Source organism: Pararhodobacter zhoushanensis, assembly GCF_025949695.1.
Taxonomy (GTDB): Bacteria; Pseudomonadota; Alphaproteobacteria; order Rhodobacterales; family Rhodobacteraceae; genus Pararhodobacter; species Pararhodobacter zhoushanensis_A.
On the sequence record NZ_JAPDFL010000001.1, the window covers coordinates 633248 to 649630 of the forward strand.

The 16383-nt window shown below is 66.9% G+C and carries 16 protein-coding genes; 2 read left to right on the forward strand and 14 right to left on the reverse strand.

Translation table 11 applies throughout. From position 1 onward, the window contains the following. Positions 1–166 precede the first annotated feature (166 nt). The 9 genes from OKW52_RS03170 to OKW52_RS03210 form a co-directional block, all read right to left on the reverse strand. Positions 167–1300 carry a DNA recombination protein RmuC gene (locus OKW52_RS03170; RefSeq protein ID WP_264504420.1) on the reverse strand — a complete coding sequence of 378 codons (1134 nt, stop codon included), beginning with the start codon at positions 1298–1300 and terminating at the stop codon, positions 167–169. Continuing rightward, positions 1297–3159, reverse strand: a complete 1863-nt coding sequence (mutL, locus tag OKW52_RS03175; protein ID WP_264507646.1) for a DNA mismatch repair endonuclease MutL — start codon at positions 3157–3159, stop codon at positions 1297–1299. Before mutL ends, OKW52_RS03170 begins: the two co-directional genes overlap by 4 nt. 39 nt (positions 3160–3198) lie before the next feature. Continuing rightward, entirely contained in the window at positions 3199–4515 is a 1317-nt protein-coding gene (locus OKW52_RS03180; RefSeq protein ID WP_264504421.1) for a M16 family metallopeptidase, read from the reverse strand. After that, positions 4515–5846, reverse strand: coding sequence for a M16 family metallopeptidase (locus tag OKW52_RS03185; protein WP_264504422.1), 1332 nt, complete (start codon positions 5844–5846; stop codon positions 4515–4517). Before OKW52_RS03185 ends, OKW52_RS03180 begins: the two co-directional genes overlap by 1 nt. A 93-nt stretch (positions 5847–5939) precedes the next feature. Next, on the reverse strand, positions 5940–6470 hold the full coding sequence (locus OKW52_RS03190) for a DUF3035 domain-containing protein (protein WP_264504423.1): 531 nt from the start codon (positions 6468–6470) through the stop codon (positions 5940–5942). Between the two features lie 32 nt (positions 6471–6502). Continuing rightward, a complete protein-coding gene (gene lspA, locus OKW52_RS03195) occupies positions 6503–6994 on the reverse strand; it encodes a signal peptidase II (RefSeq protein ID WP_264504424.1) in 492 nt (163 codons plus the stop codon). 1 nt (position 6995) lies between these two features. Continuing rightward, positions 6996–8579 (reverse strand): bifunctional phosphoribosylaminoimidazolecarboxamide formyltransferase/IMP cyclohydrolase, encoded by a 1584-nt coding sequence (gene purH / locus OKW52_RS03200; protein ID WP_264504425.1) that lies wholly within the window; start codon positions 8577–8579, stop codon positions 6996–6998. 12 nt (positions 8580–8591) lie between these two features. Then, positions 8592–10346 carry a heparinase II/III family protein gene (locus OKW52_RS03205; RefSeq protein ID WP_264504426.1) on the reverse strand — a complete coding sequence of 585 codons (1755 nt, stop codon included), beginning with the start codon at positions 10344–10346 and terminating at the stop codon, positions 8592–8594. Between the two features lie 71 nt (positions 10347–10417). Next, positions 10418–11665, reverse strand: a complete 1248-nt coding sequence (locus OKW52_RS03210) for an RsmB/NOP family class I SAM-dependent RNA methyltransferase (RefSeq protein WP_264504427.1) — start codon at positions 11663–11665, stop codon at positions 10418–10420. 76 nt (positions 11666–11741) lie between these two features. Between OKW52_RS03210 and OKW52_RS03215 the strand changes: the two genes are divergently transcribed. Further along, complete coding sequence (locus OKW52_RS03215; protein WP_127106484.1) at positions 11742–11915, forward strand: DUF1674 domain-containing protein; 174 nt, start codon at positions 11742–11744, stop codon at positions 11913–11915. 22 nt (positions 11916–11937) lie between these two features. On the opposite strand, the gene OKW52_RS03220 is transcribed toward OKW52_RS03215, so the two are convergent. From OKW52_RS03220 to rbfA, 4 genes are all read right to left on the reverse strand, one after another. Further along, on the reverse strand, positions 11938–12273 hold the full coding sequence (locus OKW52_RS03220) for a dihydrodipicolinate reductase (protein WP_264504428.1): 336 nt from the start codon (positions 12271–12273) through the stop codon (positions 11938–11940). Positions 12274–12338: 65 nt separating this feature from the next. Then, entirely contained in the window at positions 12339–13772 is a 1434-nt protein-coding gene (locus OKW52_RS03225) for a protein adenylyltransferase SelO (RefSeq protein WP_319800495.1), read from the reverse strand. 42 nt (positions 13773–13814) lie between these two features. Continuing rightward, positions 13815–14549, reverse strand: a complete 735-nt coding sequence (locus OKW52_RS03230; protein WP_264504429.1) for a phosphodiester glycosidase family protein — start codon at positions 14547–14549, stop codon at positions 13815–13817. Next, a complete protein-coding gene (rbfA, locus tag OKW52_RS03235; RefSeq protein WP_264504430.1) occupies positions 14539–14955 on the reverse strand; it encodes a 30S ribosome-binding factor RbfA in 417 nt (138 codons plus the stop codon). The genes OKW52_RS03230 and rbfA overlap by 11 nt, the downstream gene beginning before the upstream one ends. A 90-nt stretch (positions 14956–15045) precedes the next feature. On the opposite strand from rbfA, the gene dapB reads away from it, so the two are divergent. Then, entirely contained in the window at positions 15046–15855 is an 810-nt protein-coding gene (gene dapB, locus OKW52_RS03240; protein WP_264504431.1) for a 4-hydroxy-tetrahydrodipicolinate reductase, read from the forward strand. A 140-nt stretch (positions 15856–15995) separates the two neighbouring features. Here the strand turns inward: dapB and OKW52_RS03245 are convergent, their stop codons facing one another. Beyond that, complete coding sequence (locus tag OKW52_RS03245; RefSeq protein ID WP_264504432.1) at positions 15996–16379, reverse strand: histidine triad nucleotide-binding protein; 384 nt, start codon at positions 16377–16379, stop codon at positions 15996–15998. Positions 16380–16383 lie beyond the last annotated feature (4 nt).

The following is a 16383-nucleotide window of genomic DNA, read 5'->3' on the forward strand; positions in this document are numbered from 1 at the left end:
AACTCCTGTCAAATGTTAACCGAATCTACCAACAAACGCCGCCCGCGTCCAAGGGTGCCGCGGCCTGCCCGGTAACATCTTCACGCGGGACGCAGGTCACATCATCTGTCCGGAAATATCCTCGGGGGTGAATTCGGCGAACGCCGAAGAGGGGGCGGAAAGCCCCCTACCCGCCCACCCGCAGCGGTGGGGCCGGGCTGTCGGGCGACAGTTCTTCAAAGTCGAAGTTATCCAGCCGCCGTGCGCGCCGCCCTGCCTTGTCCGCCGAGATGCGGATCTCCGACACGTCCTTGGCGGCCTGCGCGAAATGCCGGTCCAGATTTTCGACCCGCCCGCCCAGCCGCTCCAGATCGCGGCACAGCTCGGCCAGTTCGCGACGGATCGCCCCCGCCTGCTCACGCATGCGGGCGTCCTTGAGCACCGCGCGCATGGTGTGCAGCGTGGCCATGCAGGTGGTGGGCGACACGGTCCAGACCTTCAGCGCGAAGCCCTCGCGCACCAGATCGGGAAAGTTGGAATGCAGTTCGGCATAGACCGCTTCCGAGGGCAGGAACATCAACGCGCCCTCGGCGGTCTCGCCCTCGATAATATACTTTTCGGCAATCGCCCTCATGTGGTTGCGCATCGAGGCGCGCATCTGGCGGCGGGCCTCTTGCCGTTCGGCCTCGGTCGTGGCGTTGCGCAGGGCCTCGTAGGGTTCCAGCGGGAATTTGGCGTCGATGGCAATGGGGCCGGGCGGGTTGGGCAGATGCACCAGACAATCAGCGCGTTTGCCGTTCGAGAGCGTCGCCTGCATGGTGAAGGCGTCCGAGGGCAGCGCGCGCCCGACGATATCGTGCAGCTGGATCTCGCCAAAGGCACCGCGGGTCTGCTTGTTCGATAGGATATCCTGCAACGACAGCACATCACCGGACAGCTTCTCGATATTCTCCTGCGCCTTGTCGATGGCTTCCAGCCGCGCGTGCAGGTCGCCCAGACTGCGCGCCGTGCGCACCGCGCTGCCCTCAAGCGCCTCGCCCATGCTGTCCGCGACATCAGCCAGCCGCTGCTCCATCAGTCCCATCATCTGCGCCTGTGATTTCGCCTGCGCGTCGGAGACATGGTGCAGCCCGCCCGCCAGATGCTGCTGGCCGTCCGAGATTGCCTGCACCCGTTGGCCCAGCTGGCTCATCTGCCAGGACAGCGGCGCTGCCACCCGCGCGGCCTTGAGCGCAGCGAACAGGATCAGCACCAGCAGCAGCGCCAGCACCCCACCGCCAAGCGCGGCCAGCGTCATTGGGTCTTGCAGATCGAGGGTCATCGCCGGCCGAACAGCTTTTCGATGTCGCTCAGCTTCAGCTCGACATAGGTCGGCCGCCCGTGGTTGCACTGGCCCGACATCGGCGTTGCCTCCATCTCGCGCAGCAGGGCGTTCATCTCTTCGGCGCGCATCTGTCGGCCCGAGCGGATCGAGCCGTGGCAGGCCATGCGGCTGAGCACCGCGTCGATGCGCGATCCCAGCGTGGCGGATTGCCCCAGATCGGCGAGTTCATCGAGGATATCGAGCACCAACCCGCGCGCGTCGCAGGTTCCCAGCGCGGCGGGGGTCTCGCGCACGGCGATGGCGTCGCCGCCGAAGGGTTCCAGCGTCAGACCCAGTTGTGACAGGGCGTCGGCATGGTCGAGCAGGCGTTGGGCATCGGCAGGTGACAGCGGCACGATCTCGGGGATCAGCAGCGCCTGCGCGGTGATGCCATGCTCAGCGGCCTGCTTTTTCAGCCGCTCATAGACCAGCCGTTCATGCGCGGCGTGTTGATCCACGATCACCATCCCGTCGCGGGTCTGCGCGACGATGTAATTCTCGTGCAGCTGTGCGCGGGCGGCGCCCAGCGGCGTGTCGGTCGGGCCTTGCGCCGGCTCGACGCGGGCGGCGGTGAAGGGGGTCGGAGCCTCGGCCAAAGCCTCAGGGGCAAAGCCCTCAGGCGCCTGCGCCGCGTAGCTCTGACGCATCGCGCCAAGGCTGGGGCGGCTGGCGAAATCCATCTGGTAGATGCGCGGGGCTTGGGCTTCAAACCCCGCCGCAATCCCCTCAGGCCGCATCGCGTTCAGCGTCTCGGTCGCCACGGTGCCCGAGGCGCGGTGCCCTGCCCCGGCCAGCGCATGCCGTAGCCCGCTGACCATCAGGCTGCGCACCAGCCCCGGATCGCGAAAGCGCACCTCGGCCTTGGCCGGGTGGACATTGACGTCCACCAGATGCGGGTCGCAGTCGATAAACAGCACTGCCGCCGGGTGCCGGTCGCGCGACAGCACGTCCATATAGGCGGCCTTGAGCGCGCCGATCAGCAGCTTGTCCCGCACCGGGCGACCGTTGACAAAGACATGCTGCGCGACGGACGAGCCGCGCGAATAGGTCGGCAGCGCGGCAAAGCCCGACAGGCGCACGCCGTCGCGCTCAATGTCCACGCGGATCGCGTTGTCGACAAAGTCGCGGCCCATCAGACGGCCCAGCCGCGCGCCCAAGGCATCGAACAGCTCGCCCTGTTCGGCATCGACGCGCAGGATCTCGCGCGCGCCGTCGGTGTCGTACAGGGTGAAGCCGACGAAGGGCTCGGCCATCGCCAGTTTGCGGATGGTGTCGGCAATCGCCTGCGCCTCGGACCGGTCGGTGCGCAGGAATTTCAGCCGGGCGGGCGTGGCGTAGAACAGATCGCGCAGCTCAACCTGCGTGCCCCGGTTCAGTGCGGCGGGGCGGACCGGGCCGATCTGGCCGCCGGTGACGGTGATCTCGGCGCCCTCTTGGCCGGGGGCACGGCTGGTGATGGTCAGCCGCCCGACCGCACCGAGCGAGGGCAGCGCCTCGCCGCGAAAGCCGAAAGTGTGGATGTCGAGAAGGTCCGAGCCGTCGATCTTCGAGGTCGCGTGACGGCTCATCGCCAGCGGCAGACTGTCGGCCTCCATCCCGTGGCCGTCATCGGTCACCCGGATCATCACCTTGCCGCCGCCCGCGTAATCGACGCGCACCCGTGTCGCGCCAGCGTCCAGCGAATTCTCGACCAGTTCTTTGACCGCCGAGGCCGGGCGTTCAACGACCTCACCCGCCGCGATGCGATTCGCGGCGGTGTCGTCCAGTTGTCGAATCACTGGAAGGGTTTGGCTTATATGGGGGCGGGTTGCATGCATGCCACTAGGCATAGCATGTCCCCTGCCCCCAGAAAAGCGTCACGGGGTGGTGGTCACAACCCCGACAGGCTGCCCGACGACGACGAAATGCAGCGCGTCCGGCTGCGCCAGCCGTTGCGCCATGCGCTGCACATCGTCCAGCGTGACGGCGCGCAGCAGGTCGTTGCGGATGTTCACATAGTTCAGCGGATAGCCCTGAAACTGCATGGCGGCGAGGATACCGGCGATGGAATCATTGCCGTCAAAGCGCAGCGGATAGGCGCCGGTCAGGTAGGTCTGGATACGCGAAAGATCGTCCTGCGTGATGCCGCCATCGGCCAGCCACTGGAACTGCGCGCGCACCAGTTCGATGGCCTCTGCGGCATTCTCGTTCCCGGTCGAGAAGCGCCCGGCATAGCTGTCGCCGAATTTGGACGAGGCCAGCGAGGTGTAAATGCCATAGGTCAGTCCGCGCGTCTCGCGCAGCTCGCCCATCAGGCGCGAGCCAAAGCCGGAACCGCCGAAGATTTCGTTCATCGCGAAAGCGGCCATGAAATCATCATCATCCGACGCGATCCCGCCATGCCCGAACTGGATCACCGATTGCGGACCGGGGAAATCCACGACCGTAACGCCGGCGGGGGCATCAAAGCGGTGATACGCGGGCAGCTGCGTGTCCGAGACCGGCAGATCGCGCGCGATCCGGTCGACAATCACACCCAGCTCAGCCGCCGAGATGTCGCCCGAGGCCCCGACATACATCCGGTCCGCGGTGAAGGCCGCAGCGTGCGCGTTCAGGATGTCATCCACCGTCAGCGCGGCGACGGTATCGGGCGTGCCTTCGGTCGGGGTGGCATACGCGTGCCCGGCATAGCCCAGCTGCAGATACGTCTGCTGCGCGACGGTATTGGGGTCACGCGCCGCGCGTTCCAGATAGGCGACAGTCTGGCCCCGCACCCGGTCGATGCTCATCTGGCCGAATTGCGCCTCTGTCAGGGCGAGCATCGCCAGCTCGATCACCTCATCGCGGTTTTCAGTCAGCGCGCGGATGTTCATCGACACCGAATCGCGCCCGGCCTCAAAGGTGATCGACCCGGCCAGCGACTCCAGCGCCGAAGCATAGCCTTGCGCGTCCAGATCGCCCGCGCCTTCGGTCAGCAGCGAGGTCATCAGCTGCACCGCCCCGGCGCGGCCCGCAGGGTCCAGCGCGGCACCGCCGGTAAAGACCACGTCGAGCGACACGAAGGGGATCGAGTGCTCCTCGACCAGCCAGGCGGTGTGACCGCCCGGCGAGGTCACGTCCTGAATGTCGATGGCGCTGGCGGTGAACGGCGCGGTCAGGCCGAAGGCCAGCGTAAAAGCGGCAAGGATACGCATCACTCTTCAACTCCCATCAGCCAGCCGGTCACCGATTCGCGCCGGTCCAGATGCCGGGCGGCGGCGAGGATTTCGTCAGGCGTCACGTCTTCGAGGACGTGCAGCCAGTCTTCGTTGTCCTGCAGCGTCAGCCCCAGTGCCAGATCGGCCCCGATGCTGTTCGCGCGCTGCGCGGTATCGTCCAGCTGATAGATCGCTTCGGCCCGGACCTGCATGCGGACCCGTTCCAGCTGTTCGGCGTCGATGCCGTCCTCGATGAACTGCGCCACGGTGGCGTCCAGCGCATCCTCGGCGTCCTGCAGGCTGACGCCTTCGACCGGCATGATGCCCAGACTGAAGGTGCCGCCGTCCAGCGCATTGCCGTTGTAGCTGGCCCAGCTGCTGACCGCGATGCTTTCGTCATAGGTCAGCGCGCGGTCCAGAACCGACGTGGCCGAGCCGCCGCTCAGAAGGGCTGCGAGCATGGTATAGGCCGCAGCCTGACGCTGATCGCCCGAGCGGCGTTGGGGCGCGATGTAGAGGCGGTTCATATAGGGCTGACCGACGCGGGCGTCGTGCATGGTCATGCGACGCTCGGCCAGTTGCGGCGGCTCTTGCGGGCGGAAGCGTTCGGGCATGTCCTGAACGGCGGGGATCGGCCCGTAGTATTGCTGCGCCAGCGCCAGAACTTCTTGCGGGTTCACGTCGCCCGCAACGACAAGGATGGCGTTGTTGGGCGCATAGTGGACGCGGTAAAAGTCGGTGGCTATGTCGCCGGTCAGCTGCTCCATCTCATGGCGCCAGCCGATGATGGGGCGCCCGTAGGGGCTGTTTTGATAAAGTGCCGCGCGCATCTGTTCGCTGAACACGCGGTCGGGGCTGGATTCCAGCGTCTGCCCGCGTTCACGCAGGATCACGTCGCGCTCTGGCAGCCAGTCCGAGCGGTCCAGACGCAGGTTGACCATGCGGTCGGCCTCCATCTCCATCATCAGCGACAGGCGGTCGGCGGCGACGCGCTGGTGATAGGCGGTATAGTCCCAGCCGGTGAAGGCATTATGCGTGCCGCCATTGGCCTGCACGGTCGCGTCGAACTCGCCCTCTTCCAGACTGTCCGTCGCCTTGAACATCAGGTGCTCAAGATAATGCGCAATGCCGGAATGGCCCGCTGGATCATCGGCGGCCCCGACCTTGTACCAGACCATATGGACAACAACCGGGGCGCGGTGATCTTCGATCACCACGACCTGCATCCCGTTGTCCAGCATGAACTCCTGGGGTTCGATTGCGGATGAGGCAACGGCGCTCGCGGCCCAGATAAAGCTGGCCGCGATCAGACGCTTGGCATGAAACATTGAAAACACGCTCCGCTCTTGGGTCGGCGCAGAATGACCGCGCGACCGGGACGGCGCAACGGGGTGTCCCGCGTTTGTGAAGCGTGTGTCGGTTTAGCGGCCCGGGGGCGGTGCGCCGGGCGTGATCACGCCGCGCGAGCGCCAGACCTGCAGCTCTGCCTGCGGGTCAAGGATCTGGTCCGCATAGGCGCGCCGGTACATGTTCGTGTTGAACATGCGTTCAAGGATACGGCCACCACCGCCCCGGCGGATCTCTTCATCCTCGGCTGCCAGCGTGGCGCGGATATCGGGCGTTACGCCCTGACGACCGGCATAGGCGACCAGCCCGGCATCGGCGCTGGGCACACCTGCCGAACGCTCGGCCGTGACCCGGCCGCCCAGAGCGGCCACAGCCGCGGCGCGCGGGTCAGGATCGGTCAGGTTCGAACCGCCGGGCGTGGGCGTCGGCAGCGTGTTGAAATCTGCCGGGGCCTGCAAAGGCTGCGTCGGCAGGATCGAGAACTCGTCCGGGCCGTTTTGCGACGAGGACGTGTTCATCAGCCGAGGCACCTCGCCATTGCGAGAGCAGGCGGAGACCGCCAGAAGGCCGATCACGGCAAAGGTGCAGAGGCGAAGCAAAGTCATCCCGGTCCCGATTGGTCTGAGCTGGGGCCTGTTTAGCCCATGCCCGGGCGATCGTCACGGGGCGTTTTGCCTCCTGACGTCAAGATGAGCCCGAACGCGCCGAGAAAGATGGCGATATCGGCCACGTTAAAGGCCCAGGGGTTGCGCAGGCCGCAGCAGCTGACATTGAGAAAATCGGCCACAGCGCCCCAGACTACGCGGTCAATCGCGTTGCCCAATGCGCCGCCGATCAGCAAACCGGCGGCAAATTGCAGGGCCGGGCGCGCGCCTTCCTTGCGCACCCAGCGCCAGACCCAGATCGCCACGATGACCGGCAGCAGCACCAGCGCCCAGCGCAGAACCCCCGAATCATCGGCAAAGAGGCCAAAATTGACCCCCCGGTTCCACGCCATGGTCAGCGTCAGGTACGGCGGCCAGACGTCGATCTGCAGGACCTCGGCCAGATTCAGCCCGGCGACGACAAGCCATTTCAGCGCCTGATCCAGCGCCAGAATGGCAAGGGTGGTCCACAGGGCGATCCGCATGTCAGTGCCGGAAGTGGCGCATGCCGGTGAAGACCATCGCCAGACCGGCCTCGTCGGCGGCGGCGATCACTTCGGCGTCACGCATCGAACCACCGGGCTGGATCACGCAGGTCGCACCGGCAGCGGCGGCTTCCATCAACCCGTCAGGGAAGGGGAAGAACGCGTCCGAGGCCACGGCAGAGCCGATGGTCAGCGGCTGCGGCAGGCCCAGGGCTTCGGCCATGCGCTCGGCCTTTTTGGCGGCGATCAGGGCACTGTCGACCCGGCTCATCTGGCCCGCGCCCACACCCACCGTCGCGCCGTCCTTGACGTAGACGATGGCGTTGGATTTCACATGCTTGGCGATTTTCCACGCCAGCAGCAGGTCTTCCATCTGCGCGGCACTCGGGGCCTTTTTGGTGACGATCTTCAGATCGTCCAGACCGACAAAGCCGTTGTCCTTGTCCTGCACCAGAAAGCCACCGGCAACCTGACGGAAGGTCAGACCACCGCTGCGCGCATCGGGCAGACCATCGGTGGTCAGCAGGCGCAGGTTCTTCTTGGCGGCGAAGATCGCCTTGGCCTCGTCACTCGCCCCTGGCGCGATGACCACTTCGGTAAAGATCCCGGTGATTTCCTGCGCGGTTTCGGCATCCAGCGGGCGGTTCAGCGCGACGATCCCGCCAAACGCGCTGGTACGGTCGCAGTCAAACGCGGCCTTGTAGGCCTCGAGCATCGTGGCACCGCGCGCCACACCGCAGGGGTTGGCGTGCTTGATGATCGCGCAGGCGGCGCTGTCGGCAGGGTCGAACTCGGCGACCAGCTCGAACGCGGCGTCGGTGTCGTTGATGTTGTTGTAGGACAGCTCTTTGCCCTGATGCTGCACCGCCGTGGCAACACCCTGACGGCCCGAGCCATCGGTATAGAACGCCGCCGACTGGTGCGGGTTTTCGCCATAGCGCAGGGTCTGGGCCAGCGTCCCGGCAAAGGCGCGGCGGCGCGGGGACGGGGTTTCCAGCGTCTGCGCAAACCATGCCGAAACCGCAGCGTCATAGGCGGCGGTGCGGGCATAGGTGCTGGCGGCGCATTCCTGACGGAAGCGCAGCGTGGTGCCGCCCTGCTCCAGCTGTTCCAGCAGGGGCGCGTAATCCTCGGGATCGGTGATCACGGTGACAAAGGCGTGGTTCTTGGCCGCCGCGCGCAGCATGGCGGGGCCGCCGATGTCGATGTTTTCGACGCAGTCGTCGTAATCGCCGCCACGGGCCACGGTGGCCTCGAACGGATAAAGGTTCACCACCAAGAGGTCGATCGGCACGATGCCGTGCTCGTCCATCGAGGCCAGATGCCCCGCATCGTCGCGCAGCGCCAGCAACCCGCCATGCACCATCGGGTGCAGGGTCTTGACCCGGCCGTGCATCATCTCGGGGAAGCCGGTCAGCTCGGCCACGTCGCGCACGGCCAGCCCGGCGTCGCGCAGGGCTTTGGCGGTGCCGCCGGTCGAGACCAGCTCAACCCCCTTGGCAGCCAGAGCACGACCGAGGTCGATCAGCCCGGCCTTGTCAGAGACAGAGAGCAGGGCACGTTTGGGAGAGACAAGATCGGTCATCGGAGGCGGTCCTTAGTCGAAGGCGAACAGGTCACGCGGCAAGGCCAGATCATCGTCGCGGCCAATGTCGCGAATCGCGAGCGGGGTATCCTGTGCCTTGGCGAGTGTCCAGTTGATCTGGCTCGTCTCATCGAGGATCGCGGCCCGAACGACGATTTGCTGGCACGGGCGCGGGGCCAGACGGCCCTTTTCCAGATAGACCGAGGGTTCCAGCGACAACCGCCCCGGCCCGTCAAAGCGAAACACCCACAATTCGCCCGAGGGCAGCGCGACCGATACGGCGCTGCCGTTCATGTCGAGCGAGGGGTCGGCATCGGGGTGCAGATGGAAGCGCAGGGCATAGGCGATACCGCGCATCCTGGTGCTGTTGAGCAGCGTCTCAAAGGTTTTGCGATGCGCCGGTTCCAGCGCGGCCAGCGTATCCTCACCCAGCACCGAGCGCCCGTCATGGTCCAGTGACAGGGTGCGCACATGGGTCAGGCCATGCGTCGGCACATAGCCGTCATGGCTGAGCAGCAGCGACGATCCGTCGCGCTCGTCCGTGCGGTGTCTTGTGACCAGACCCGGGCCTTCAACCAGCGGCGCGCCGCCGTCCTCGGGACGCGAGGCGCGCCCAAAGCGGGCCGAGGACCAGCCGTCGATCGACAGCGTGGAATGCGAATTGGTCGCGCGTCCGGCCTTTTCCCATTCGGGCCCGAACGGCAGGCCCGAACCCGAGCTGACCACCAGCGGGCGGCGGTTCGAGGTCAGCTCGAATGCCAGCATCGACGCATGCGCGCGATGCGCGGCCAGTCCACCCGGCGGTGCGGCGGCATCGACCAGCAGGGTGCTGCGCCCGCCCTCGAGCCGGGCAAAGCCCATCGCACTGCCATGGTTGGGCCGAACGGGGACATTGGCCGCCGAGAGCGCATGATCCAGCCGTCCCTCCATGCCGCGCCCGCCACCGTGGAACCGCGCCAGCCCGCCGTCGGCGTGTCTGAGCGCGCGCAGGCATGGCGCGATGCGGCTGAGCGCGCTTTCCAGCGCGGGGGGAATGGGGACCTCGGCATCCTGAAGTGCTTGCAGCGCCCAGGTCAGCAGGGTGAAAACTTCGAGCAGGTCTTCAGGGTTGCGGCTGGCCAGCCCGCCATCGGGGGCGATGTCCTCGGCGCAGGCGCGGGCCAGTGCGGCTGTCACCTCGTCGCGATACCGCTCCATCCCGATCAGCGCATAGGCGGCGTAAAGCAGGCCCGTCAGCGCCTCGAACCGGGGCAGGCCGGGGTCTGCGGCTTTCCAGCGCCGGGCCAGAAACGCGGTCTGGCGACCCAGTGCGGCGAAGAACGGCAGGGTTCCATCGGCATCTTGCCCGGCGGTCAGGAAGATGGCGTGATGCAGCCAGCGCAGCACGCGCCGCCCGGTCAGGTCAGGCTGCCAGCCGGGGCCTTTGCCCTTGCCGTATTGCGTGATCCAGTCGCCGATCCAGCCCTGCGCCGCCAGCCGCGCCGGGCGGTCGCCTGCCGCCGCCAGATGATCGAGCCAGCCCATGCCGTGCAGTTCTGCCGCAAACCCGGCCGAGGGCAGCTCGACCGCCCAGGGGGTGTGGGTTTCCAGCATATGCCCGGCCAGCAGGAAATTGCCTTGCGCCAGTTGCCGGCCCTTGGCGAAAAAGCCGACGGTGCGCGGCTCGGGCATCGAGGTGAAGCCCCCCGCCGCCGGAGCCGAGCGGACAGCGCGAGCGGCGAGGCGATTGCCCCACCGGCGTTTGCGTCCTGCCCAGCCTTGCTGCATGCCCGTGCCTCACCCTTGGTATGCCCGGCATAGCGCCCGCCCGGGCTGCTGTCATCCCGTCTGCCGGTTGGTCACACGGGATCGTGGCGAAGAAGTGCCATGTAGAACCCGTCGATGCCGCCGGATTGATCATCTGGCCCGGTCTTGTCATCGGGGCGCGTGCGCCAGCCGCCTTCAGCCGTGGCGCGGCCTAGCGGCAGCGCCGGGGTGTCGGTGCGCAGGCCGGGATGGCGTGTCAGGGCGGCGGCGATCTGTGCCTCGCCTTCATCGGGCAGCAGCGAGCAGGTGCAATAAACCAGCCGTCCGCCGGGCTTGAGAAAGCCCAGCGCGCGGTCGAGCAGGTCGGCCTGCAGCTTGGTCAACTCCTCGACATCCGCCGGTTTGCGCACAAAGGGCAGATCGGGGTGGCGGCGGATCGTACCGGTGGCCGAGCACGGCGCATCCAGCAACACGGCATCGACCAGCGCGGGCGGCGTCCAGTGCAGTGCATCGGCGCAGACGATTTCAGCGCTGAGCCCGGTGCGGGCGAGGTTTTCGCGCAGGCGGGTCAGGCGGGGTTCGGACAGATCCAGAGCGGTGACCTGCGCACCGGCGGCAGCCAGTTGCATCGTCTTGCCCCCCGGCGCTGCGCACAGGTCCAGCACGGTTTCGCCCGGCTGCACGGCCAGCAGCGTCGCGGGCAGCGCGGCGGCGGCGTCCTGCACCCACCAGTCGCCCGTCGCAAAGCCGGGCAGGGCCGAGACCTGACCACCCAGCGGCAACCGCCACGAGCCGCCGACCGGCTCAGCCCCTTCGGGTGCCGACGCGCCGGGCTTTACCGTCAGATCCAGCGCTGCGCCGGCCTGATGCGCGGTCTCGATGGCCTGCACGCCCTCTTCGCCGTACACAGCGCGCAAGCGGCGGCGCAGCCAGCCCGGCAGCTTTTGCTGCGGCAACTCGGCCCAGCCCTCGAACTCGGACGCCCGGCGCAGCACGGCATTCGCCATTCCCGCCGCCGCGCCGAATTCACGGCTGGCGCGCAGGGCTTTCACCGTCGCATTGACCACACCATGCGGCGGTGCGCCCAGTTCCAGCATCTCCACCGTGCCGACGCGCAGCGCCGCCATCACCTCGGGCTGCGGTTCGCGGCGCAGCCAGGGTTTCAGCACCGTTTCCGTGCGCGCAAAATTGCGCAGCGCGGTCAGGGCCAGCCGCTGCGCGCGCGCGCGCACGGCGGGTTCGGCCTGCGGCAAGGGGATCTCTGACAGCATCCCCCCTTCAACGACACCGGCCACCAAAAGGGCGGCGAGCTGGCGCGGATCGGCTTGGGGCTGCGGCATCGGGTCCTCGCACTTGTCGGTCTGGGGTCAGGGGGCTAAGTTGGCCTTATCCCTTTGCCCGCCGCAAGGAAAGCACATGACCGACGACAGCCTGCCCCCCGCCGCCAAACGCGCGCTTGCCGAAGCCGAAGAGCGCCGCCGCAAGGCCGACGCGGAAGCGCCGCTGCCCACAGAGCTGGGCGGCCGCAACGGGCCCGAGCCGGTGCGCTATGGGGATTGGGAGAAAAAGGGCATCGCCGTCGATTTCTGAAGCGGTTGATTGCTGAGCGCTCTCAGCGCAGCCGGAAATCCGCGTAAATCCCCGCGCCGCGCTCGGTGATGAAGCGCATCTCGTCGCCCTCGCGCAGCACAGCCTGACAATCGGAGCCCAGATCCCGTTCGCCCCAATAGAGCGAGCGGCAGAAATACCCATCCTGCCAGCGCCATTCGCCCGTCACCGGCGAGCCAAGCCCGCGCCCGGTGATCTGCCCGTCAGGCCGCACTTCCAGCCGGATCCCCAGCCGCGTCAGTTCCTGACCGACAACAAGGCGGCGAAACTCTGCTGCGTCGACAACAGGTTCGAATGCCCAGACCTGAGCCGGGAGGAGGAGGGCAACAAGGGCGAGCATCCGAACCATGAGACGCTAACGACGCGGTGGCAAAAAAGTTTCACCGCCGCGTGAACTTTTGGTCCTTACGTCCCGCAATACGTGACGTATTCGCCCGCGTCGGCAGGGGCGGGAGTTTCCAGATCCTCATACCCCGGCTTTGCGGTGAACGGATCAGCGAAGACCGTCAACAAACGCTGCATCGGCCCCAGATCGCCCGCATTCGCGGCGGCCAGCGCCTCTTCCACGCGATGATTTCGCGGGATGTAGAGCGGGTTGACCGCGTCCATTTCCTCTGCCGTCGCCGTCCGCTTGACGGCCCAGTCCTGCAGCCACGCATCCAGACGCGGGTCCGGGCCGATCAGTGCCCTGAGCGGTTCCTCATCGCCGCGCACCAGATCGGCCAAGGCGCGGAACGCCCCGGTGAAATCCGCGCCCTGCGCCGTCAGCATATCCAGAAACCCGTCGATCAGCGCATCGTCCGCCTCAGCCACGCCCAGCTTGGCGGCAAAGCGCTTGCGCCGCTCAACGGCAAAGCGCCCCTCGGCGGCCTCGATGATCGGCTGAACCAAGGGCAGCGCGTCTTCCGGGTTCTCGGCGATCAGCGGTAACAGCGATTCGGCCAGCCGCGCAAGGTTCCACCGCGCCAGCGCGGGCTGGTTGGCATAGGCGTAGCGGCCCTGATGGTCGATCGAGGAAAACACCGCCGCCGGATCATAGGCGTCGATAAAGGCACAGGGGCCATAGTCGATCGTCTCGCCCGAGATCGTCATGTTGTCGGTGTTCATCACCCCATGCACAAAGCCCACCGCCAGCCATTGCGCCACCAGCGCCATCTGCCGGTCGATGACCCGCTGCAGAAAGGCGATGTAGCGGTCAGGCTGGTCGATCAGATCGGGATCATGGCGGCGGATCGCGTAATCGGCCAGACGGCGCAGGCGGGCAATCTCTTGCCGCGCATAGAAAAACTGGAACGTACCAACGCGCAAATGGCTGGAGGCCACCCGCGCCAGCACCGCGCCTTTTTCCGGGCCTTCGCGCCAGACAGTCTCACCCGTCGCCACCGCGCTGAGCGCGCGCGTGGTCGGAATGCCCAGCCCGTGCATTGCCTCGCCGATCAGCACCTCGCGCAGCACCGGCCCCAACACCGCCTTGCCATCGCCGCCACGCGAAAACGGCGTGCGACCGCTGCCCTTGAGGTGAATGTCGCGCCGCGCGCCGTCTTGGTCGATCACTTCACCGACCAGCATCGCCCGCCCGTCGCCCAGCTGCGCGCTGAACCCGCCGAACTGATGCCCGGCATAGGCCATCGCCAGCGGCGAGGCCCCCTCGGGCATCGCGCCGCCGGTCAGCATCGCCAGCCCCTCGGGACTGCGCAGCGCCTCTGGGTCCAGCCCCAGCGCCTGCGCCACGGGCTCGTTCAGCCACAACAGCGACGGCTCGGGCGCCTTTGCGCCGGCGAAGGGAAGATACATCCCGTCCAGATCACGGGCGTAGGTGTTATCGAATTGAATGGTCAGCATGTGGCACCTCTTCCCCTTGAGATAGGGGCGCACCCCGCCTCAGTCCATGGGGGCGACAAGACCTACGACCGGCCCCATCGACATTCCCCAGTCCGAGCGGCCCAGTTCCGGCGCATACAGCCGCGATACACTGCCATCCAGATACAGCGCCCAGTTCACCCCCAGCGCGTCACGGAAGAACCGCGCGAACTGGTGAAAACTGATCGGCTGATCCGAGATCGCGAAAAACGCCGTCCGCCCGTCATCGCTGACCCCGACGCCATTGCGCAGATGCAGCGAGTCCGAGTCCGGCAGGAACCTTGGGTGCAGGTCCCCGTCGATCACCATCATCGGGCCGGATTGCGTGGCAAAGCGGCAATCGGGCGGCGCGTCAGCATAGGCGCGGCTCTCGAGAACGGAAAAGCGGTCCTCACCGATGCAGAACACGCCGTTGGGCAACATGCCGAAATTACCCGGCCCTTCGCGCGTGACGATGCGCGCCTGCTGCTGGTGATCCTCGACATACAGGCCCACGGGTGCGCGGTCGGCATGGAACATGCCCGCGTTCATCGCAAAGACCAGCGCCTTGCCCTCGGCCTGCAAGGCCGCCTCGATCCGCCCGAACGAGCCATAGATCTGCCCCTCCTCATCCGTCAGGAACAGGCGCAGGTCCTGGCCGGCGGTGACGGTGCAGGTGGTGATCGGGATCGTCTCGAAACTCACATCGCGACAAGTCGCCTGTGCCGGGGCCGCAGCAAGGCCCAAAAGCAGGGCCGCAAGCGCGCTACGCGTCATCGTCCTCGTCCGGCGCGGCCACATCGGCCTTGACGCGCGGGTCGTCGAACAGACGCCGCGCCTCTTCCAGCCGGTCAAAGGTGCCATCCAGATCGAACTTCAGTTCGGGCGCATGTTTCAACGCCATCTCGCGCGCTACCAGATGCCGCAGCTCGGCCTTGTGGCGCTTGAGCCCGGCGAGAACCTCTTCGGCCCCCTCACCGCCCAAGGGCATGACATAGACCATGGCATGACGCAGATCGGTGGTGATGGTCACCTCGGTCACGGTGATCGACACACGCGACAGCTCGGGATCGTGCAGCTCGCCGCGCGCGAAAACTTCGGCCAGCCGATGCCGGATCACCTCGGCAACCCTGAGTTGCCGTTGCGAGGGGCCTGAGCCCTGAGAGAAACGTTTTGCGCACATGCTTCTCCTCTAGGCCATTCTCCGGCGCGCGAAAAGCGGTTTTCCAACCTTGTGACGCAGGATAAGCAGGGCCCAACACAGGAGACCCCCATGAGCAACAAACCCGGAATCGTGGTAAACGGCGTGTCAGGCCGGATGGGCCGCATGCTGGTGCAGGTGATCAACGCCTCCGACAAGGCCCGTCTGGCGGGCGCTCTGGAGCGTCCCGGCCACCCGTGGATCGGCAAGGATCTGGGACTGATGCTGGGCGGTGCGGCCAATGGCATAACAGTGTCCGACGATCCCGCCGCCACGCTCAGCGATGCGCAGGCCGTCGCCGATTTCACCGCCCCCGCCGCCACCGTCGCGCTGGCCCCCGTCGCCATGGCGGCCGGTTGCGCCCATATCGTCGGCACCACCGGCATGACCGCCGCCGACATCGCAGCCCTTGGTGAAGCGGCGCAAAACGGCGTGATCGTGCGCGCGGGCAACATGAGTCTCGGCGTCAACCTGCTCGTCGCCCTGACCCGCAAGGTGGCCGAGGCGCTCGATGCCGACTACGACATCGAGGTGATCGAAGCCCACCACCGCCACAAGGTCGACGCCCCCTCGGGCACTGCCCTGATGCTGGGTCAGGCCGCCGCCGACGGCCGTGGCGTTGCGCTCAGCGATGCCGCCGTGCGCGGTCGCGACGGCATCACCGGCCCGCGCGAGCCGGGCAGCATCGGCTTCACCGCGATCCGCGGCGGTGACATCATCGGTGAGCATGACGTGATGTTCGCCACCGACGGCGAACGCATCACCCTGCGCCATGTCGCGTCTGACCGCTCGGTCTTTGCCCGCGGCGCGCTGAAAGCGGCGCTCTGGGCGCAGGGCCGACCGAACGGCGAATACGACATGGCCGCCGTCCTCGGCCTGTAAGGGCCCATTTTCTGTCTGAAAATATCCTCAGGGGGGTGAATTCGCTGAAAGCGAAGAGGGGGCCCGAGGGCCCCCTTACCCCGCGCGCAGCGCTCATAGACCTGCGGCGTCAGCCGCTCCGCCGGATCACTTGGGCCGCATTACTTGGGCTGTTCGACCATCCGGCCCAGCCAGCGCCCGGCCAGAATATGCACATGCAGATGCGGCACTTCCTGCACGCCGTTCTCGCCGGCGTTGGACAGCAGACGATACCCGTCGCCGCCCTCGCCCGGCTGCACGCCCAGCTCTTTGCACACCGCGCCGATCGCGGCGACATAATCCGCGCGTTCAGCGACCGAGGCGTCCTGTGCGAAGTGGTCAAACGTCACATACGGCCCCTTGGGGATCACCAGCACATGGTCCGGCGCTTGCGGGCGGATGTCGTGGAAGGCCAGCGAATGCTCGGTTTCCAACAGTTTCTTGCAAGGAATCTCGCCGCGCAGGATCTTGGCGAAGATGTTCTGGTCGTCATAGCTATAGGCCAATTTG